This window comes from Sanguibacter suarezii NBRC 16159 (genome assembly GCF_001552735.1).
Classification (GTDB): domain Bacteria; phylum Actinomycetota; class Actinomycetes; order Actinomycetales; family Cellulomonadaceae; genus Sanguibacter; species Sanguibacter suarezii.
In genome coordinates this window covers 476,630-495,749 of the sequence record NZ_BCRT01000010.1, presented here as the reverse complement: position 1 = coordinate 495,749, position 19,120 = coordinate 476,630, and the positions used below count along the sequence as shown (strand labels likewise).

Below are 19,120 nucleotides of genomic sequence, written 5' to 3'. Positions count from 1 at the left end.
CTTCATGTGGTTTCACGCAGGCAAGCGGAACCTGGTGCGTTCGACGGGGGTCCACCTGAGAAGACACGCGATACTGGCGCCTCTCCGGCGGCTGATCGGTGCAACCACTGCCGCTGCCCTCGCGGGAACACTCCTGATCGCGTTGCCGGCCGCAACGGCGGCCGCGGTGGAGCCGTGGTCGGGGACGGCGACGTTGACGATCTCGCGCACGCAGGTCGACATACACAACACCTCAGCGGTGGTCACCGCGACGACTAGCGCGGCGGTCCCCTACCCGTACTACTTGTCGATCTATGACGACCAGGGCCGGCGCCTCACCTCCTGCAACGCGACCTTCAACATCTGCGGGACCTCCAACACTGGCAGCCTCTCGACGACGATCAACGTATCCAACAACGCCACCCGCACGTTCACCGCCTACGTCTCCCAGGATGCCCCTCCCAGACCCACCTGGTCCTTGTCTCCGTTCAGTGACGAGCCCTCAATCTCGGTCATCAACGACGAGGCCTGCACGCCAAGCCCAAATGAGCGCGACGGTCAGCACCGGGTAGCCACCCGCCCAGGGTGACGGCAGGCTCCCGGAATCTGAACCTGGCTCCACGGTCGATTCCACGGTCGATGCAGGTCCAGCACACGCGGCAGTCGACATGCCGTCGGAGCGAAGCAAGTCCTAAGGTTTCCTGGCCCTCTCCTCATTCGCGCCGGCGAACGTCGATGACCGCTCCGGCACCCAGGAGGCCCACTGCGAGGAAGTACGCCGCAGCACTCCCCATCGGATGGAGCAGCACGGCCCACCAAGCAGGCGGTGCGCCCATACCGCCTGCGCCGAGGATCCACGAGGCACAGGAGAAGGCGGCGAGGCCCAGCATTGCAGCTGTCGCGAGGCTAGGCCCGCAGAGCGCAACCACACCGAGCATGATTCCGGTGTTGCGAGCTGCCACGAGTGGATCGACATCGACCCAGGGGCTTAACACCGCAGTGACCAGGCCGACCGCGAGGACAGGCCCGATGAGCAGTGAGAGACGACGCCAGGTCCGGCGGGGGTGCACTGCCTCGAACGGAACATCGGCGATCACACGTCGGGAGAGCACGACCGCGCCGACGACGAGGATCGGCAGCGCGGGCCACAAGACATCGCTGAAGTCGCGTCCCGGTATCGGGATCGGTGCAGCGATGAGGACGATCCCCAGGGCATAGACGACCATGGTCCCCACGAGCGTGGGGATCCGCCACGCTCGCAGGACCACGGTCACGGGCATGCAGGCAGCAGCGCGAGGCTGTCAGCGACGAACGTGTCTGCTTCTGGGGTGCCGGGCTGAACGTCCGGTGCACCATAGGCCGTCACCGAGGTGACGCCATAGGACGCCAGCGTTGCAGGGTCCATGGTCATGTAGGCAATCCACCCGTTGACCGAATCTGACGCTGCAATCTGCGCGTCGTCGAGCACCGGCTGGTCGTCGGCCGGGAAGCACCCTGGGGAGACGAGCGTGCTGTAGATGGCGTCGCCCACCCGCTCTCCGACATTGGGGGAAGCGATCCCGTGCCGGTCGAGCTCGGCGAACAGGAGCGAGTCGTCGACGTGCAACGCATCTGCGGTCCGGTCCGAGGCTGCCGATACGAGGCCAGCGATGCCGGATAGGGCCAAGGCCTCCTTGACTTCGGGCAGGAAGCGTTCGAAGTCCACCGGGACGCACACCGCCGGAACGCTGTCGTCGCAGGACCAAGCCATGTCTGTCCCTTGAACCGGCTGAGTCATGGTCGACAGGAGTGCCGCAACGATCATCACGGTGCCCGGCACGAGGGCGCTCACGTGCGGCGGGTCAGCTCCCAGCGCACGTGCCGCGATCACCATAGCGAATATCACGACCGCGACATCGAAGACAACCCGCGCGATGGTTGCAGCCGTGCTCAGCTCGGTGCCTGTGACACCGGCCGACGCTCCGCCGAACCACACGAGCGATGGTGCCAGGCCAGTCCACGCAACCATCGTGAGCGCGAAGGTGGCGATCATCGCGACGGCAGGTACGAGGCGGCGTGGCCAGAGCGCTCCCATCGCGAACCCAGCGGCAGCGTATGCACCCACGCCGAGAAGCGCCGAGACGAGGTTCCTGACCGTCGCGAAGGTCAGGTTCCATGTCGCCCCAGAACTGATCGCGACCACTTCCACCGCGCACCAACCCGCGACGAACACGGTCACCCCGATGCCCAGCGGTCCGCGCAACCACCCGACCACGCTGCGCACGGGAGCAGCGCGCAGCACCCACACCAAGCGGGCCGCGCCACGGCCCTGGTAGGCGGCAATCCCTGCCAGCAGCGGTCCCAGCAGCGTGATCGAGAACAGGTACTGACTCGAGGCCCAGCGCATGTCGACGACCCACCCAGCTTGCCGCGCGAACAGGTGCGCAATCTGGAGTGCAACGAGCGCACCCCACGCCGTCCAACAGGCTGCCTGCGACATCGGGCTCGGGACCCCACCCTCAAGAGCCGTTGTGACCGGACGGGCCAGTGGGGCCTGGGGCGAAGCGATCGTTGTCCTCATGCGCCTTCCACCGCCATCAGCGCAGCATCCCAGGTCCCCGCCGGTGTAGACGTCACCAGCTGCTCACCAGCGCCGTCGAAGACCACCCGACCCGCGCTCAGCACCACGACGCGGTCGCCGAGATCATCCAAGTCGTCCGCAACGTGGCTCGCAGTGATCACCACTCGACTCTGTGCCGCAACGCGCAGCGCTCGCCTCAACGCGACACGGTGCGAAGCATCCAGACCCGCCGTCGGCTCATCGAGCAACAGCACAGGAACGTCTTGAGAAAGGAGCATCGCCAGATAAGCCAGACGGCGTTCACCCCCCGAGAGTGAACCGATCCGACGAGTAGCCCGGTCCGTCATGTCCACCGCTGCCACCCACTCGTCGGCAGACCCCGGCGAGCGGGTGGCGTGCTGGGCATACCGCACGGCATCGAGCACCGAAAGGTGCTCAAGTCCGTGCGAATCTTGGGGCAGATAGGCAACGCCCCGTCCCGGAATCTCCTCGGCCGCCCGTCCGCCCACCGTTACCTCACCAGAGGAATGCAGCAACCCTGCGATGGCCTTCAAAAGTGAAGACTTGCCTGATCCATTCGCCCCTGCCAAGACATGGCTACCAAGACCGAATCGCAAAGAGTCGACATCAACGACCGTACGCCGTCGTCGTGCGACGCGATAATTTGCGAGCTTAATTTCAGCGGCCTCTTGCAGGGAGTTCACGGACGGTGGTACTCGACATAGGCATACGTGCAACTGTCGGGGATAGGCCACGGCATCTGAGCACACGCTCCGGCAACAACCTTGTAACCGTAGTTTGCGCAGTCATTCCCGTTAGAATCGCACCAGGGCTTGTCAAACGTCGTAGAGAAGGTCGTGTTCGTCTTCTCTGCGCTCGAGTAGTGCTTTGCCGAACCGGTGAGGTTACACGATCCAGCCGTCGCGACCACCCAGTAGCTGCCCCCGAAAGTCGTGCACGTTTCTTTGATCTTCGTGAAGTCGGTGTATCCGTAGGAGGCGATGTTGTCAGTAGCTGCGTCCGTGACCTTGACGACGGACCGAGAATATCCTGCGTACCGAGTCAGACTGCCACTGCCTGTGACCTTTACGTTTCCCTGATAGGTGGATGTCTTCGGACCCCAACTTGCTGCACTAGCGAAAGCAGCGCCCGAGAGCAACATTGCCCCAGAAATGAAGACCGCCAGAAAAGTGCGCGCAATACGCATTCGCTTTCCCCTCACCACGGGCCTGACGGAGCCCTATTGATCCGCCATTACCCTTCAAGACACCTGCATGCTAGCGGAGGTTACAACCGGGCACAAGAGGCGCGCGTCGGACTTCTTGGCCTTTTTTTCGAAGGTCCATCACGGTCGCGGTTGATAATCGCGGCAAATCATCTTTCAGTAGTTGAATCTTCATTTACCCTCCTGTGGTGAATTGAACTCTTCACACGGCTGGTCGCAATTCCCCCTATGCCGGCACCTGCCCTTCCCCACGCCCACACGCCCCCGACGTCACCAACGCCATGACCCAGAGGCTTCTGTGGTGAAAAAGCTGAGCAGTGACCGAGTGAACCTTCGAGGTTGGGCCCCGAGCGACGCGCCGTTTGTCTTTGACCTGTACTCCAGGTGGGACGTTCAGCGCTACCTCGGCCATGAACCTCGTGTGATGGAGAACCCGACGCAAGCCGAGGGGCTGATCGAGCGCCTTCGGGCGGTCGACGATCCGGCCCTCGGCTACTGGGCAGTCGAGGCTGCCGACACCGGCACCCTCGTGGGTACCGTGATGCTCCAAGGAATCGGGCTCTCGGGGACGTCCAGCCCTTCCGACCAGGTGGAGATCGGGTGGCACTTCCACCCGGACGCCTGGGGGCGCGGCTACGCGACTGATGCGGCCAGAGTCGCGCTGGAACACGGATTCGCTGCGGGGCTCGACAGCATCCTCGCGGTTGCTCACGCTGACAACTTTCCGTCACACCGGATCTGCCGTCGTCTCGGCATGGAGGACGCAGGGACCACCAACGCGTACTACGACGCTGAGTACGAACTGTTCGTCGCCAAGAAGGGACGACGCAGCAAGCCGACCACCGCCTGAGCAGTCGCGCGGCAGACAGCAGGGAATGCTACGGGTGTCGCCCCCGAACCGGCCACCACCTGCACTCGGGTCTCCGGCGACCAAAGATGACGCCCAGCTCTCGGACTTAGCTGGCCCCCGGGGGCGGTGACGGTCACCATCGTCCGGAGCCACCGAGGGTCCGACAAGGAGGCACTTTCGTGTCAGCAGGGCACACCGCGGTAACGGACGAGGTCAGCGACGTGCTCGACGCGAACGAGCCAGGATCCGATGTCGTCGAGATGGAGCCCTGCGGGTTGCCCGAGCACGAGGACTGCGGAATTCGCGACGTGCTGGACCGCCTGGGCGACACGTGGTCGGTGCTGGCGGTGGTCGAGCTGTCCACCGGCCGCCGGCGCATCGATGACACAGGCGTCGACGCGCCTGGGCGGATGCCTTGCGGCATATGAGCGGTTCATCAGATAGATTCTCCGGGGAGGAGGGTCGGAGTAGCAGGCTCAGGAAGATGACCGTTTCGGGTACGGGCCGATGTGCTCCGAGTGGGACATCCCCTTGTCCCCTCGCCATACCCCTACGCATACCCCTACCGCGATGAGTCCAGGGGCGTCCAGCGATGACCAGGAATGCACGCCAACGCCGTGACCCGCAGGTATGGACACTCCTGGACGCCCACAAGCACCCCTCCTGTCCCTGACACGGAAGAGGTCACTGGTTCGATCCCAGTATCGCCCACCAGCAGCACGTCAGAGGCCGTCTCGGAGAGATCCGAGGCGGTCTTTTGCGTGGGCTGGAGGGGCGTAGCCCTACGTGTACCCGTGCCGATTCTCGATGACTTCCGTGGACGGCGGTCTTTGTGCGAGCGGCCGACCTTGTTGGCCCTCACCGGAGGCACGACGGGTCTACCATCAGTGTCACCATGACGAACTCGGTGCGTGAGGTCAGTGTCGGCGAGATGCGTGACGGCGCGGAACTGCTGCACCTCGTCGCCACGCAACGCATCACGAGCGAGCACCCCGGCACCCGGGCACTCATCCTCACGACCTTCGACTTCGACGAGTACGTCTATGACGCGCTGCGCACCGGGGCCAGCGGCTTCCTCCTCAAGGACGTCACCGCATCCCGCCTCGTCGGCGGCTCCAGTGACGATCTGCCGCCAGGGACTGTCCCATGACAGGCCGTGGACTCCTCGCATCGACGATCGGTACCGACGACTCAGTGGTGGCCGCCTTCGTCTCGAGCGCCCATGAGGTGAGCGCTCGGATCTTTCTCCCGGCCACCGGTACCTGGGATCGCCTCTACCCCTGGCCCGAACTCGCCAGCCTCGCCGGGGTCCCGTTGACGAGTGATCTTCGCTGGTCAACAGTGCAGAGCACACTCCCCCCGGAGGTGACCACCACGGTTCATCCCGCCGAGGGCCAGATGAGAACCGCACTGGTGGCACGACTGGCGTCGATCCTGCGCCGGTGCACGGCCACACCCGATCGCTTCCATCACGCGATGTGGGAGGGATACGTCGAGGAGCAAGGCGACGACCTCGGGCATACCTTCCCCTCCGGCACGGAGGAGCTCCATAGTCGCTACGGCGGGCTCATCCTGCGCGATGGGGACGGCGAGTGGCTGGTCAAGCGCTCCCAGCAGCTCACGGCGCACTACCCCGTGTTCTGGTGGCCGGCCGACGGCGCCTTCGTGGTGTCCAACCCGATCTACCACGACTCCCTCTACGTCAGCGGCTCCCGGTCACTCCTGAACGAGATTCAACGAGCCGGCGTCACCGCCCTCGAGATCACACCGGAGATGGCGGTCCCGTCCGAAGGCGACTGAGGCCTCGCGCACCTCGCGAGGGGCACCCGGCGTGAGCACGTGGGTCCCAGCCGCAGATGCGCGTGGACTGCGTTCTCGCTCCGGACGCTCTCCGGCAAGCGAGCCTTGGAGGAAGCACTTACGTTGACAACAGGCGAAACGCGCACGCGACCACGAGCCTCCGTCACCGCGGAAACCACGTCGTCCACCGCAGGGCCGCGGCACCACTCTGGATGGGGAAGCCATGGAATCACGCGCAGTCAACGAGTCCCGTCTCCCCGGCCTGCGCCGTTGGAATCTCGGACTGAGCGTCTTGCACGGCGCACAGGCGCTCGCTGTCCTCCTGCTGGCCAGCGGCTTCGCGATCACTGTCACCTCGCAGTATCCGTCCGGGCCACCGGGAACCGCCACGTCAGCACCGAAGGCGCTGTTCGACGTCGCGATCGGGCCCGCGATCGCTGTCTTCCTCGCTCTCGCGGCGCTCGACCACCTGCTCACCGCGACGGTGTTCCGTGCCCGCTATGAGACAGACCTGCGTGCGGGACTGAACCGATTCCGGTGGATCGAGTACTCGTTCAGCGCCACGATCATGATCATCCTCATCGGGTTCTACAACGGTCTGACCGGGATCACCGAGGTGGTGCTCATCTGCGGGGCCAACGTCGCAATGATCCTCTTCGGCTGGGTGCAGGAGCTGATGAATCCCCCTGACCGGGTCCGCACGACGATGGCCCCCTTCTGGTTCGGATGTATAGCGGGCGCGGCGCCCTGGGTGGCTATCCTCATCAACCTGATCGGCGCCAGCGGCGGTTCCAACGAGGTGCCGGCATTCGTCTACGGGATCGTCGTGTCCCTGTTCGTGTTCTTCATGAGTTTTGCAGTCAACCAGTTTCTTCAGTACCGCCGCATCGGTAGATGGGCCGACTACAGCTATGGCGAGAAGGTCTATCTGGTCCTCAGCCTGGTGGCGAAGTCTGCCCTGGCGTGGCAGATCTTCGGGGGCTCCCTCGCTGGGTGACTCCTGGCGACATGGGCCGGGGTGGGCTCGGACCAGATCAGCCAGAAGATCGCAGCTGGCTCGGCCACCGAGAACCTCGCGCACGCCAGCCCTTGCGTGAGAGTCTGGCGCCATGCTCGCCCTTCTTGATCTCGACGAGACCCTCATCGATCGGCGAAGCGCATTCACCCTCTGGGCGAGACGCTTCGTCGACGCGCATGATCTGGGTGAGACTGAGTGGACGTGGCTGCATGACCTCGATTCCACCTGTCGCCCCCGCGAGACGTTCTTCGCGAAGGTGTACGCGCGCTACGGAGTTGGAGGGTCCAGCACTGCTCTCTGGGATGACTACCGCGATCAGATACCCCGACTGGCTGAGCCGTTCGACGGGGTGACACAGGAACTCAAGCTCCTTCGTGAGCGACGGTGGCGGCTGTTCGTCGTCTCGAACGGAAAGTCAGACAATCAGCGAGCGAAACTTCGCCGCACTGGCCTCGCGAAGCTGGTGGACGGTTCATTCATCTCCGAGGAGATGGGCTGTAAGGCACCTCAAAGAACAATCCTGACGTGGTGGCAGACGTCGGGACTCGGGAACCATGCACCGAATCTTTGGCGCGCGAGGGCCCACACCGCGCGCAGTCCGCTCAGATAGCCAGGCGCCCGCCCTTCGCACGGTCCGTCTGCGCGTTCTGAGATAGAACTGAAGAATGGCTGAGGTTCACCCCGAGATCGAGATGAAGTTCTCCGTCGAGGACGGCTACGAGCTTCCCGCCCCGACTGAGCTCGCGGGCCCCGGGACCGATGGTGAGAGGTTGACCTGGTCCGAGCCCACCCAGCACGTGCTGCGTGCCTCATACTTCGACACCGCAGACGTGGATCTCGCCCGCCACGGCCTGACGTTGCGTCGCCGTGTCGGCGGCACGGACGCCGGATGGCACCTCAAGGTCCCGGCGGCCGGGTCGGAGCGCTCGGAGGTCCGTCTGCCGCCGGGGCGTTCGGGTCGCGTCGTCCCTGCGGCGCTGCAGCGCCTCGTGCGGGTCCGGACCATGGGTCAGCCGCTCGTCCCCGTCGCGACGATCACCACGCACAGAGCCGTGCGCCGGCTGGTCGATGCGAGCAACCACCCGCTGCTCGAGCTCGCCGACGACCGAGTCGTCGCCCGGCGTCTCCTGCCCCTCGCCGGGTCCGCGGAAGCAGCTGACGAGGAGGTGTGGCGTGAGATCGAGATCGAGGCGCTGGACGCAGGCGAGGAGCTCCTGACGTCGGTCGCTGCCGCGCTCCGCGCCCGCACACTCACCCGGGCGCCATACACCTCCAAGCTTGCCCGCGTCCTCCAGATCGATGAGGATGCTGAGCCGGCCGGCGGCACCACGGCCAAGTCCGCCTCGGCGCAGGCCGGGAGGAGTCACGTCGGCCTGGGGTACGTCTGTGACCAGCTCGAGCAGCTGCGAGCCCAGGACCTCCGCGTCCGTCTGGATGCGCCCGGGAGCGTGCACATCATGCGCGTGGCGACCCGTCGCCTGCGCAGCGCCCTGACAACCTTTCGGTCGTCCTTCGGGTCGGTGGACGTCGGGCCGCTGCGCGATGAGCTCAAGTGGCTCGCGGGAGTCCTGGGTGCGGTCCGCGACGCGGAGGTCATGCATGACCGGGTCCTTGGCGTCCTGCGGGGTGAGGACACACGCGCCGAGCTCTCGCCGGTCGCCGCCGAGGTCGACGCGCAGCTGCGGTCCGCGCATGCGACAGCGCGCGAGGCAGCCCTTCACGAGCTCGACGGCGAGCGGTACGACCGGCTGCTCGACGACCTCGAGGCATTCGTGCGTGACCTGCCGACCACCACGCGCGGCAACCGATCGGCCGGGAGAGTGCTCCAGCGCGGCGTCGCGGAGGAGTACGCCCGCCTCCGGCGGCTGGTGAAGCGCGCAATGGCGGCGACCGAGCCCGAGCAGCGCGACGAGCTCCTCCATGACGCCCGCAAGGCCGCGAAGCGCACCCGCTACGCGGCGGAGCTGGCCACCGCCGTGTGTGGTCCCGACGCCCGGGCCTTCGCCGCCGCGATGGAGAGCGTGCAGGAGCTCCTCGGGCAGCACCAGGACTCCGTCGTGCTGCGTCGGCGACTACGCGAGCTCGCCGAGAGCACCACCGACCCGAACGCTGCGTTCGCCTACGGTCGGCTGCACGCCCTGGAGGAGGTCCGCGCCCATGACATCGAGGCGAGGGTGCCATCGGTCTGGGCTGCGGCGAAGAAGAAGCGCCTGCGCCGCTGGCTGCGCTGACGAGCACCGACCTGGACCGAGCTGGACCGACCTAGACCGAGCTCACCCTTCCTCATCGAGGGCACCCGCCACCTGAACACCGTTCTACCTGCGTGAGGTGACCATCGCCAGGGTGGCGGGCTCGACCTGCTCGTCGTCGAAGCGCGACCTGTGCGCAGCGACCTGGTCGTGGTGGCTCTCCGACCAGATCTTGAGCTGTCGAACGGTGTGGTGCAGCGACAGACCGAGGTCGGTGACCTCATAGGTCACGGTGACAGGGACGGTCGCCGTGGCAGTGCGGCGGATCAGGCCGTCGCGCTCGAGGGACTTCAGGGTCTGCGAGAGCATCTTCGGGCTCACCCCTGCGATGATCCGGCCTAGCTCGGAGTACCGCATCGGGCGTGGGTCACCAGCGCAGTCGGGGCCGCTCCCCAGCGCCGAGAGGACGAGCGTCACCCATTTTCCAGAGACCTGACTGAGAAGCTGGTGACTGGGGCACGCCGCCAAGAAGGCGTCGTACTGGACCTTCGCGTCGGCCTTCTTCTGAGATGCCGTCTTGGTCATCACGATCACCTTCCGGGTATCAACGCACTTATAGGTAACTACTTCCTTTACGGAAGCGTCTCCATGAGAGTGGTCGATGACAGCTCATACGGCAAGTACTCGAGAGGCTCCCGATGACCACCATCACCCCTGACCTGCCCGGCGGAACGTGGACGCTCGGCAACACCCCCGTCTCCCGGGTCGGCTACGGCGCCATGCAATTGGCGGGCCCATGGGTCATGGGACCACCGAGCGATCGAGCAGCGGCTCTCACGGTCCTGCGAGACGCCGTCGCAAGCGGCATCACCCACATCGACACCGCAGAGACCTACGGGCCGCGCGTCGTCAACGAGCTCATCCGAGAAGCCCTCTACCCCTATCCAGAGAACCTGGTTGTCGCGACGAAGGTCGGCGGACGCAGGGACGCGCAGGGCGGATGGCCCGCAGCCCGCACGCCCGACGAGCTGCGCCAGCAGGTCGACGACAACCTGGAGACCCTCGGAGTCGACGCCCTCGACCTCGTGCACCTGCGGCTCGGTGACGCCAACGGACCCGTTGCAGAGCCGGTCCAAGACGCGTTCGAGACCCTCGTCGGTCTCCAGGAGCAGGGCATCATCCGCCACCTCGGCGTCAGCAACGCCACCGCAGTGCAGGTCGCACAAGCCCAGGCGATCGCGCCCATCGTGTCGGTGCAGAACTGGTACAACCTCGCCAACCGCCGCGACGACGACCTCATCGACCGCCTCGCGGACGACGGCGTTGCCTTCATACCGTTCTTCCCGCTCGGCGGCTTCACCCCCCTGCAGTCCGACGGGCTGTCCGCGGTCGCCGCCCGGCTGGGCGCGACGCGCATGGCCGTCGCGCTGGCATGGCTGCTCCACCGCTCACCCAACATTTTGCTCATCCCCGGCACCTCGTCGGCCCAGCACCTCCAGGAGAACATCGCCGGCGCCGGCCTCGCGCTCTCCGACGACGACCTGCTGGAGCTCGGCGCGATAGCGGGTTAGCTGCGCGCGGCGGAGAATCCACGAGTCGGTGCATTGTCTCGGTCGGAGAATTCGGCGCGCGTCACGCCCTGTGACGTGGGTCTCACCAGGTGGGGCTGGTTGGACGGCAGCCGCACAGGTCCATTAGAGTCTGGGACGCACCGAGACGCCGGGAAGCAATTCTCTGCGGTTTGGAAAGCATGCGGACGTGGCTCAGTGGTAGAGCATCACCTTGCCAAGGTGAGGGTCGCGGGTTCGAATCCCGTCGTCCGCTCGGAGATCATTCTTCGGGCAGCAGCCTGTTGGACGAGACTCGATGGTGGAGTGGCCGAGAGGCGAGGCAGCGGCCTGCAAAGCCGTCCACACGGGTTCGAATCCCGTCTCCACCTCGCAGCACAGCACCACAGCTAATTTCACATGGGCGATTGGCGCAGCGGTAGCGCGCTTCCCTGACACGGAAGAGGTCACTGGTTCGATCCCAGTATCGCCCACCACCAGCACAGCATTTCAGAGGCCGTCTCGGAGAGATCCGACGCGGCCTCTTGTGTTCACTGGTGAGAGCGAGCGTTAGGACCTTCCTCCGCTGATCGGACCCCGCCCGTGGCGGGTAATCTGACAGCAGAGGACCGAGAACGGTGACGCGATCAGGGACTCCCCCAGCCGCCGCGGCCCCCATGGACTGCCTGTGATGCGGGGTAAAGTTCGACCGCCGACCGGCCCCGAGCCGACGTGGCACGTCCACGCCGCGCCGCTGCTGGCGTGCGCATGAGAAGGAGGAGACGTGGCACGACGAGGCCAAGGCCGATCCGGTGGGCCCCAGGGCGCCGCAGGCGCACAGCGTGCCGCCGGCGCACAGCGACGCCGCGCGCCCCAACGCACGGAGCAAGGGATCATCTCGGTGCTCGCCGACGTCGCCCGCGAGTTTGACGGCGCCGTCAAGCGAGGCCCGGCAAGCGGCCCCGTGCGGACAAAGTTCCAGGTCGTCGCGCTGCTGGTGCGTGAGGAACGCGCCCGGGTGATGGCCGACACGACCCTGACGGCTGCCCGGCGCACCGAAGAGCTCAAGCGCCTCGACGGCGTCGCGACGATGCTGGCCAAGACCGCCGCCCGGGACACCTCGCTGCTCGCGCTCCTCGCTGACGACGTCCAGGTCTCCGACGCGGCCCGCGCCTTCAAGGCGACCGTGATGCGCGCCGGCGGGTTGGAACCGCCGCAGGAGCCCCCGCCCGCGGCGCCGCCCGCGCCCGCGCCCGGCGCCTCGACCCAGGTGGTGCCTCGCTCGGTCGTCTCCCGCCAGCTCGCCAACCCGTTCCTCGCTCCGGACTTCGAGGCTGCGGCCGCGCGGGTCGCCACCCGCCCCCGGCGACTGGCCGGCTGGGAGCTGCTCGAACCGCTCTTCCGCTCCTTCGAGCGGGCCGCCCCCGGCGCACCCTCGTGCATGCCCTTGCCCGACCCTCGGCCGGTGCCGCTCCCCCGTGACCGGGAGCTCATGCCGCACCAGGCCCAGGTCGTCACCGCGACGGCCCGCGGGCACCGCACCTTCCTGCTCGCCGACGAGCCCGGGCTGGGCAAGACCGCCCAGGCGCTGCTCGCCGCCCAGGCGGCCGACGCCTACCCGCTGCTGGTCGTGGTCCCCAACGTGGTCAAGGCCAACTGGGCGCACGAGGTGGCGCTGTGGACCCCGTCACGGCGGTCCACGGTGGTGCACGGTGACGGCGACCGGATGGACGGCTTCGCCGACGTCGTGATCGTCAACTACGAGCTGCTGGACCGGCACGTCGGATGGCTCGGCGAGCTGGGGTTCCGCGGAATGGTCGTCGACGAGGCGCACTTCATCAAGAACAGGACCTCCCAGCGGTCCCAGCACGTCATCGCCCTCTCTGACAGGATCCGTACGCGCGTCGCCCGGCCGCTGCTCATGGCCCTCACCGGGACCCCGCTGATCAACGACATCGAGGACTTCCGGGCGATCTGGCAGTTCCTCGGCTGGATCGACGACACGACGCCGCTGGGCACGCTGCAGGCCGCCCTGGAAGACACCGGCCTCACCCCCGCCGACCCGGGCTTCTCGGCAGCCGCGCGGTCCAGCGTCATCGACATGGGCATCGTCCGCCGCCGCAAGGCTGACGTGGTCGCGGACATCCCCGTGCGCCGAGTCGCCGACCTCGTCGTCGAGCTCGACGGCGCCGCCGGCCGGTCCGTCCGCGCCGCGGAGGCCGCGCTCGTCGACCGGCTGGTCCAGCGGTACCGGACCGCCCTGGAGATGCGCGCCGACACCGGAACTGACGAGATCGACCACGAGCTCGTCCGCCGGGTCGCGGCGGCGGAGCTCAAGGACTCCAGCTCCAAGGCCGGCGGTGAGAACGTCTTCACGATGGTCCGCCGGATCGGGCAGGCCAAGGCCGAGCTGGCCGCCGACTACGCCGCCCAGCTCGCCCGCAACGTGGGCAAGGTGGTGTTCTTCGCCAAGCACGTGGACGTGATGGACGCCGCCGAGCAGCTCTTCGCCGACCGGGGCATCCGCTACGCCTCGATCCGCGGGGACCAGACGCCCAAGGCACGCGAGAAGAACATCGCCGCGTTCACCGGCGACCCGGACGTGTCGATCGTCGTGTGCTCCCTGACGGCTGCTGGGGTCGGTCTCAACCTCCAGGTGGCCTCGAACCTCGTGCTGGCCGAGCTGTCCTGGACCCACGCCGAGCAGACCCAGGCCATCGACCGGATCCACCGGATCGGCCAGGACGAGCCGGTCACCGCGTGGCGGGTCATCGCCGCGCAGACCATCGACTCGAGGATCGCCGAGCTCATCGACAGCAAGTCCGGTCTGGCTGCCCGCGCGCTCGACGGCGCAGGCGAGGACGACGTCGCCTCCTCCACCACGGTGCAGCTCGACGCCCTGGTCGGGCTGCTCACCGACGCCCTCGACGCCCGCGCGGGGGTCTGAGCCGCTGACCCTCGACGTCGGTGTGGCACGCGCGGTCCGGCCTCGCGTTCCACATGCCGTCTGCGTTCCCCTCAACTAGCATCGGGGCTGATCACACCCCTGGCGCGGCCCTGATCGGCGACCTCCGAACGAGGCGCACCACGGCGGCACCGGGGGGTGGTTCGTCATCGAGCTCGAGGAAGAGGGACAGATATGACCGCCACCACAGCCACTCGCATCGATGGTGGACCCATGGCCGTGCCCAGCGCCCGCGGGCCGCTGGGCGAGGTGCTGCTCGCGACGATCGCGTCGCCCCCGGCGAGCGACGAGGTGCCCGCCCTGGCGAGCGCCGTCGTCGAGCACGTGCGCGGCGACCACGGGACGCCCACCGAGGACGAGGACCTGCAGCACACGCTCCTGTGCCTGTACGAGCTGCACTACCGCGGGTTGGCGGGGGTCAGCGACGAGTGGGAATGGCACCCCGGCCTCCTGGCCGCGCGGGCGGTCCTTGAGACGCACGTCGAGGCTGACCTGCGGGCCCGCGTCAGCCAGCCGACCTGCGAGGCGTCAGACCCTCGGTCTGTTGCTGAGGCGCTGTTCGCCATGACGGCCGAGACCAGCGGACCGAGCCTCTCCCGTTTCGTGGCCAAGCACGCGACCCAGGAGCAGCTGCGAGAGTTCCTCATCCTGCGGTCCGTCTATCAGCTCAAGGAAGCCGACCCCCACACCTGGGCCATCCCCCGGTTGAGCGGGGCACCCAAGGCAGCGCTCGTCGAGATCCAGGCCGACGAGTACGGCGACGGGCGCCCCGAGCGTATGCACTCGGCCCTCTTCGCCCAGGCGATGCGCGGACTGGGGCTGGACGACACCTACGGCACCTACGTCGACCTCGTGCCGGCGTCCACCCTCGCCTCGCTGAACATGATGTCGATGTTCGGTCTGCACCGGCGGCTGCGAGGAGCGATCGTGGGCCACCTCGCTGCCTTCGAGATGACCTCCTCGATCCCGAACCGGATGTACGGCAACGGCTTCCGGCGCCTGGGGCACACACCGGCCACCACCGAGTACTTCGACGAGCACGTCGAGGCCGACGCCGTCCACGAGCAGATCGCCGGCCGCGACCTCGCGGGGCGACTCGCCGAGCAGGATCCCTCGCTGCTGCCGGACATCCTCTTCGGCGCGGCCGCGTGCCTGGCGGTCGACGGGTGGGCAGGTGAGAGCGTCCTGGCCAGCTGGGAGCGCAACGAGTCCGCCCTGCGCGAGGGACTGGCATGACCAGCCCCCAGCCGCACGAAGGACACGAGCTGGTCGAGCAGACGCCGGGCGAGGCGGAGGTCCAGATCGTGCTCTGCCCGGACGGACCGCTGCTGGTCCGCGGTCGGCCCGTCATCCTCGACGCAGACGGCACGGAGGTCAGCCGAGGGCGCGGGACGGTGGCTCTCTGCCGCTGCGGAGGGTCGGCGATCAAACCCTTCTGCGACGGGACCCACAAGGTCAACGGCTTCCAGTCGCAGGACTGACAGGACTGACAGGACTGACAGGACATCGGAGGTGGCGTGGTGAGACCAGTGCTTGCGGGCATCGTCGGGCTGCTCCTGCTCACAGGGTGCGCTGGCAGGTTCCCCGCAGACCCCGAGGGGACCCTCGACCGGGTGGAGGGCGGCGTGCTGCGCGTCGGGGTGTCCGCCCACTCCCCCTGGACCGAGGTCGCGCCAGACGGCGCACCGACCGGGCTGGAGGTGGACCTGGTCACGGAATTCGCTGAGTCCCTCGACGCCGACGTCGAGTGGACGGCCAGCGGCGAGGAAGACCTCATGGCCCAGCTGGACCGGTCCGAGCTGGACCTGGTCATCGGCGGGCTGACCGCCGCCTCACCGTGGGCCGAGCACAGCGCGCTCACCTACCCGTACACGACCGTGCCGGGCGCGGACGGAGCACCTCAGGCGCACGTGATGGCAGCTCCGATGGGCGAGAACGCCTTCCTCGTCGCCCTCGAGACCTTCCTCCTCGAGCACAAGGACGTGCAGCCATGACCGTCACCTTCGGGCACACCGACCTCCCCGAGGAGCAGGCGGCCGCCCTGCGCACGGCGAAGCGCCTCGCGTGGGGCACCATCGCCTTCCTCGTCGGCGCCGTCACCCTCGTGTACCTGACCATGGGGAGCTCCCAAGCCATGAAGGCGGCCTGGGTGGAGGACCTGTTGTCCTTCATCCCACCCGTCTCCTTCCTCGTGGCCGTGCACTTTGCCCGACGGCGCCCGTCCGAGAGTCACCCCTATGGCCTCCACCGGTCGGTCGGCGTCGGCCATCTCGTGGCCGGCACGTCGCTGCTGGCCATGGGCGCCTTCCTCATCGTCGACTCTGGCTCGGGTCTGCTGGCGGGCGAGCACCCGCCTGTCGGGCTCATGGAGATCGCCGGGCACCCGGTCTGGGCGGGGTGGCCGATGATCGCGGCGATGGTCGTCACCGGCATCCCGCCGGTCTTCTTCGGCCGGGCGAAGATGCCCCTCGCCCGCACCCTGCACGACCGCGTGCTCTACGCGGACGCCGACATGAACAAGGCCGACTGGATGACCGCCCTCGGGAGCATCGTCGGGATCCTCGGCATCGGTGCGGGCCTGTGGTGGGCGGACTCCGCTGCGGCGCTGTTCATCGCGGTGAGCATCATGCGCGACGGCGTGGTGAACCTCCGCGTAGCGACCTCAGCCCTCATGGACGCCCGAGCAACGACCGTCGAGGGCGACGAGCTCCACCCGTTGGTGGTGCGCATCGACGAGCACCTCGCGGGGATTCCGTGGGTGGCCGAGGTGGGGTCGAGGGTGCGCGACGAAGGGCACGTCTTCCACGTCGAGGCCTTCGTCGTCCCGAAGGACGACGCGATGCCCGGTCTCGAGGAGCTGCGCCAAGCCCGCGAAGGGCTGATCGCCCTCGACTGGAAGATCCAGGACCTCGTGCTCGTGCCGGTGGAGGCCTTGCCCCAGGAGATGCTGCCCGGCTCACTAGCCGGGCGGGAGGAGGCGCGACGCGCCTAGGAGCCCGGGCGGGCGACCTAGGCGCCTCCCTCGAAGTCACGTCAGACCAAAGGCCGCCCGGAGAGCTCCAGGCGACCTCGGGTCTGAGGCGGAGGGTCCCCGCCCGGCTGGTTGTGCGTACTGCCCTGGCGGGGAACTCAGAGCGAGGGGGCCGCGGTCGCAAACCCCTCGCTGAGGCCGACCCCACTTCTTGAGATGCCTCACCCAAGGTTCGGAGCCGTGCCCGGCTCGGATGGGTCGCGGTCGCGCGGATCCCCGCACCCCGCCCGAGCCTGCGTCGCGGCGGTGTGCGCTCAGAAGGTCAGACCGAAGACCCAGGCCCCGAGGGTGTACATGGTCGCCGTGATGAGCACGATCCCGGACATGCTCAGCAGCGCGCCCCCGCGGATCATGTCCGGGATGGTGACGTAGCCCGAGGAGAACGCGATGGCGTTGGGCGGCGTGGCCGCAGGCATCATGAAGGTGCACGCAGCGGTCAGGGCGACCGGCATGACGAGCATCATCGGGCTGAGGCCCAGGCCCACGGCCACCCCGCCCATGATGGGGATGAGGGTGGCCGCCGTCGCCGTGTTGCTCATGAACTCCGTGAGGACCACGGTGAGCAGGCAGACGACCGCGACGAGCAGGATCGGCGGCAGGTCGGCGAAGAGATGGACCCGCTCGCCGATCCAGACGCTCAGACCAGAGGCGCTGATCTGGCTGGCGAGAGCGAGCCCTCCCCCGAACAGCAGCAGGATCCCCCACGGCAGCTCGCTCGTGTCCTGCCAACCCAGCAACCGCTCGCCCGGCCTCGCGCCGGAGGGGATGAGGAACACCGCGACCGTGACGATCACGGCGATGACCTCGTCGGTCACCGGCGTCCCCGGCCAGACGACGGGGATGAGCACCCAAGACAGCGCGGCGGTGAGGAACACGGCCGCGACCCGCCACAGGGGCGCGGTCATCGGTCCCAGCGCCTCGTACTCGTCGCGGATGATCTGCCCCTCGCCGGGGATGACCGTCAGCCGCGGCTTGAACACGACGTGCGTGAGGACGAACCACGCCAGGACGAGGAAGACGACCGACAGCGGCACCCCCACGAGCATCCACTGCCCGAACCCGATGACCACGCCGTGCGTCTCCTCCAGGTACCCGACCATGAGCGCGTTCGGCGGGCTGGCGATGATGGTGCCGAAGGACCCGATCGTCGCGGCGTAGGCGATGCCGAGCATGAGCGCGGTCGAGAAGTTGCGGTCCCCCTCACCGCCGGTCGCCTTCTCCACCAGACGCAGCACGGACATGCCGATCGGCAGCATCATCACCGCAGTCGCGGTGTTGGATACCCACATGCTCAGCACGGCGGTGGCGATCATGAACCCCAGCACCAAGCGCGTGGGCTGAGAGCCGACGATCAGCACCACCTTGAGGGCGATCCGCAGGTGCAGCTTCCACCGCTGCATCGCGAGGGCGAGGACGAAGCCGCCGAGGAACAAGAAGATGACCTTGTTGGCGTAGGGGGCAGCGACGTCCCCGATCTCCGCGACACCCAGCACCGGGAAGAGGACGAGCGGGACGAGCGCGGTCACCGGCAGGGGCAGCGCCTCGGTCATCCACCACACGCCCATGAGCACCAGCACGGCCGCGACCGTTGCCGCCGACCGCTCGTTGAAGTCCGCAGCCGCGCCCTCGATGACGTAGTCAGGCATGGCCAGGTAGGCGATCATCGCGAGCAGCGGGCCCACCACCAGCCCGACGACGTGCCTGTCCAGCACCAGCCGTGGCCGGTGGGCGCTCTCGTCCTGCGCGGCGGTGCTGGGCCGGGACTGCGCGTCGATGCTGATGGGTCGTCCTCCCGTGGCGGCCCCGCCCGCTGGCGAGTGCCGTCCATCGACTGTAGGCCGCCAGAACAGCCCGGATCTGGGACTTTGGAACGAGGACGAGGAGCGGTGGCACCCAGATGGGAGGGCATGCTTGCCGCACGCCGGCGGGGAGCGCACAGTGGAGATGAGGACCACA

19 protein-coding genes and 3 tRNA genes are annotated in these 19,120 nt (G+C 67.7%); 17 read left to right on the top strand and 5 right to left on the bottom strand.

Going from position 1 to position 19,120, the window contains the following annotated elements; translation table 11 throughout:
- Nucleotides 1-4: 4 nt before the first annotated feature.
- Complete coding sequence (locus SS2_RS06850; RefSeq protein ID WP_066462318.1) at nt 5-568, top strand: hypothetical protein; 564 nt, start codon at nt 5-7, stop codon at nt 566-568.
- Between the two features lie 124 nt (nt 569-692).
- On the opposite strand, the gene SS2_RS06845 is transcribed toward SS2_RS06850, so the two are convergent.
- The 3 genes from SS2_RS06845 to SS2_RS16975 all read right to left on the bottom strand — a co-directional run bounded on the left by SS2_RS06845 (nt 693) and on the right by SS2_RS16975 (nt 3,243).
- A complete protein-coding gene (locus tag SS2_RS06845) occupies nt 693-1,259 on the bottom strand; it encodes a hypothetical protein (protein ID WP_066462316.1) in 567 nt (188 codons plus the stop codon).
- Nucleotides 1,250-2,458 (bottom strand): hypothetical protein, encoded by a 1,209-nt coding sequence (locus tag SS2_RS06840; protein ID WP_066462315.1) that lies wholly within the window; start codon nt 2,456-2,458, stop codon nt 1,250-1,252. The genes SS2_RS06845 and SS2_RS06840 overlap by 10 nt, the downstream gene beginning before the upstream one ends.
- A gap of 77 nt (nt 2,459-2,535) precedes the next feature.
- Nucleotides 2,536-3,243, bottom strand: a complete 708-nt coding sequence (locus SS2_RS16975; RefSeq protein ID WP_169796267.1) for an ABC transporter ATP-binding protein — start codon at nt 3,241-3,243, stop codon at nt 2,536-2,538.
- 822 nt (nt 3,244-4,065) lie between these two features.
- Here SS2_RS16975 and SS2_RS06830 point away from each other — a divergent pair.
- The 7 genes from SS2_RS06830 (at nt 4,066) to SS2_RS06805 (ending at nt 9,663) form a co-directional block, all read left to right on the top strand.
- A complete protein-coding gene (locus SS2_RS06830; RefSeq protein WP_066462512.1) occupies nt 4,066-4,614 on the top strand; it encodes a GNAT family N-acetyltransferase in 549 nt (182 codons plus the stop codon).
- A 179-nt stretch (nt 4,615-4,793) separates the two neighbouring features.
- Entirely contained in the window at nt 4,794-5,042 is a 249-nt protein-coding gene (locus SS2_RS17750; protein WP_066462312.1) for a hypothetical protein, read from the top strand.
- Between the two features lie 467 nt (nt 5,043-5,509).
- The gene (locus SS2_RS18300; RefSeq protein ID WP_066462310.1) at nt 5,510-5,764 is read left to right on the top strand and encodes a response regulator; all 255 of its coding nucleotides are present in this window, start codon (nt 5,510-5,512) and stop codon (nt 5,762-5,764) included.
- A gap of 248 nt (nt 5,765-6,012) precedes the next feature.
- A complete protein-coding gene (locus tag SS2_RS06815; RefSeq protein WP_169796266.1) occupies nt 6,013-6,414 on the top strand; it encodes a hypothetical protein in 402 nt (133 codons plus the stop codon).
- Between the two features lie 223 nt (nt 6,415-6,637).
- The gene (gene heR / locus SS2_RS06810; protein ID WP_066462306.1) at nt 6,638-7,411 is read left to right on the top strand and encodes a heliorhodopsin HeR; all 774 of its coding nucleotides are present in this window, start codon (nt 6,638-6,640) and stop codon (nt 7,409-7,411) included.
- 112 nt (nt 7,412-7,523) lie between these two features.
- On the top strand, nt 7,524-8,042 hold the full coding sequence (locus tag SS2_RS16965) for an HAD family hydrolase (RefSeq protein ID WP_083941863.1): 519 nt from the start codon (nt 7,524-7,526) through the stop codon (nt 8,040-8,042).
- A 55-nt stretch (nt 8,043-8,097) separates the two neighbouring features.
- Complete coding sequence (locus tag SS2_RS06805) at nt 8,098-9,663, top strand: CYTH and CHAD domain-containing protein (RefSeq protein ID WP_066462303.1); 1,566 nt, start codon at nt 8,098-8,100, stop codon at nt 9,661-9,663.
- Nucleotides 9,664-9,747: 84 nt separating this feature from the next.
- Here the strand turns inward: SS2_RS06805 and SS2_RS06800 are convergent, their stop codons facing one another.
- Nucleotides 9,748-10,206, bottom strand: a complete 459-nt coding sequence (locus SS2_RS06800) for a winged helix-turn-helix transcriptional regulator (RefSeq protein WP_245643394.1) — start codon at nt 10,204-10,206, stop codon at nt 9,748-9,750.
- A 113-nt stretch (nt 10,207-10,319) separates the two neighbouring features.
- On the opposite strand from SS2_RS06800, the gene SS2_RS06795 reads away from it, so the two are divergent.
- From SS2_RS06795 to SS2_RS06755, 9 genes are all read left to right on the top strand, one after another.
- The gene (locus SS2_RS06795; RefSeq protein ID WP_066462302.1) at nt 10,320-11,192 is read left to right on the top strand and encodes an oxidoreductase; all 873 of its coding nucleotides are present in this window, start codon (nt 10,320-10,322) and stop codon (nt 11,190-11,192) included.
- Nucleotides 11,193-11,373: 181 nt separating this feature from the next.
- Nucleotides 11,374-11,445: transfer RNA gene (locus SS2_RS06790), tRNA-Gly, on the top strand.
- Between the two features lie 44 nt (nt 11,446-11,489).
- Nucleotides 11,490-11,560, top strand: a tRNA-Cys gene (locus tag SS2_RS06785).
- Between the two features lie 30 nt (nt 11,561-11,590).
- Nucleotides 11,591-11,665: transfer RNA gene (locus SS2_RS06780), tRNA-Val, on the top strand.
- A 287-nt stretch (nt 11,666-11,952) separates the two neighbouring features.
- Nucleotides 11,953-14,115 carry a DEAD/DEAH box helicase gene (locus SS2_RS06775; RefSeq protein ID WP_066462301.1) on the top strand — a complete coding sequence of 721 codons (2,163 nt, stop codon included), beginning with the start codon at nt 11,953-11,955 and terminating at the stop codon, nt 14,113-14,115.
- A 192-nt stretch (nt 14,116-14,307) separates the two neighbouring features.
- Entirely contained in the window at nt 14,308-15,369 is a 1,062-nt protein-coding gene (locus tag SS2_RS06770) for an iron-containing redox enzyme family protein (protein WP_245643392.1), read from the top strand.
- Complete coding sequence (locus SS2_RS06765) at nt 15,366-15,614, top strand: CDGSH iron-sulfur domain-containing protein (protein WP_066462300.1); 249 nt, start codon at nt 15,366-15,368, stop codon at nt 15,612-15,614. The genes SS2_RS06770 and SS2_RS06765 overlap by 4 nt, the downstream gene beginning before the upstream one ends.
- A gap of 39 nt (nt 15,615-15,653) precedes the next feature.
- Nucleotides 15,654-16,127, top strand: coding sequence for a transporter substrate-binding domain-containing protein (locus tag SS2_RS06760; RefSeq protein WP_066462506.1), 474 nt, complete (start codon nt 15,654-15,656; stop codon nt 16,125-16,127).
- The gene (locus SS2_RS06755) at nt 16,124-17,125 is read left to right on the top strand and encodes a cation diffusion facilitator family transporter (RefSeq protein ID WP_066462297.1); all 1,002 of its coding nucleotides are present in this window, start codon (nt 16,124-16,126) and stop codon (nt 17,123-17,125) included. Before SS2_RS06760 ends, SS2_RS06755 begins: the two co-directional genes overlap by 4 nt.
- Before the next feature lie 293 nt (nt 17,126-17,418).
- Here the strand turns inward: SS2_RS06755 and SS2_RS06750 are convergent, their stop codons facing one another.
- Nucleotides 17,419-18,876, bottom strand: a complete 1,458-nt coding sequence (locus SS2_RS06750; protein WP_217995571.1) for an SLC13 family permease — start codon at nt 18,874-18,876, stop codon at nt 17,419-17,421.
- Nucleotides 18,877-19,120 lie beyond the last annotated feature (244 nt).

Excerpts from the sequence above, each read along its gene's own strand:
- SS2_RS06850 (WP_066462318.1), top strand. The coding sequence starts at position 5 with ATGTGGTTTCACGCAGGCAAGCGGAACCTGGTGCGTTCGACGGGGGTC.
- SS2_RS06845 (WP_066462316.1), bottom strand. The coding sequence starts at position 1,259 with ATGCCCGTGACCGTGGTCCTGCGAGCGTGGCGGATCCCCACGCTCGTG.
- SS2_RS06840 (WP_066462315.1), bottom strand. The coding sequence starts at position 2,458 with ATGTCGCAGGCAGCCTGTTGGACGGCGTGGGGTGCGCTCGTTGCACTC.
- SS2_RS18300 (WP_066462310.1), top strand. The coding sequence starts at position 5,510 with ATGACGAACTCGGTGCGTGAGGTCAGTGTCGGCGAGATGCGTGACGGC.
- SS2_RS06815 (WP_169796266.1), top strand. The coding sequence starts at position 6,013 with ATGAGAACCGCACTGGTGGCACGACTGGCGTCGATCCTGCGCCGGTGC.
- heR (WP_066462306.1), top strand. The coding sequence starts at position 6,638 with ATGGAATCACGCGCAGTCAACGAGTCCCGTCTCCCCGGCCTGCGCCGT.
- SS2_RS16965 (WP_083941863.1), top strand. The coding sequence starts at position 7,524 with ATGCTCGCCCTTCTTGATCTCGACGAGACCCTCATCGATCGGCGAAGC.
- SS2_RS06805 (WP_066462303.1), top strand. The coding sequence starts at position 8,098 with ATGGCTGAGGTTCACCCCGAGATCGAGATGAAGTTCTCCGTCGAGGAC.
- SS2_RS06800 (WP_245643394.1), bottom strand. The coding sequence starts at position 10,206 with ATGACCAAGACGGCATCTCAGAAGAAGGCCGACGCGAAGGTCCAGTAC.
- SS2_RS06795 (WP_066462302.1), top strand. The coding sequence starts at position 10,320 with ATGACCACCATCACCCCTGACCTGCCCGGCGGAACGTGGACGCTCGGC.
- SS2_RS06770 (WP_245643392.1), top strand. The coding sequence starts at position 14,308 with ATGACCGCCACCACAGCCACTCGCATCGATGGTGGACCCATGGCCGTG.
- SS2_RS06765 (WP_066462300.1), top strand. The coding sequence starts at position 15,366 with ATGACCAGCCCCCAGCCGCACGAAGGACACGAGCTGGTCGAGCAGACG.
- SS2_RS06755 (WP_066462297.1), top strand. The coding sequence starts at position 16,124 with ATGACCGTCACCTTCGGGCACACCGACCTCCCCGAGGAGCAGGCGGCC.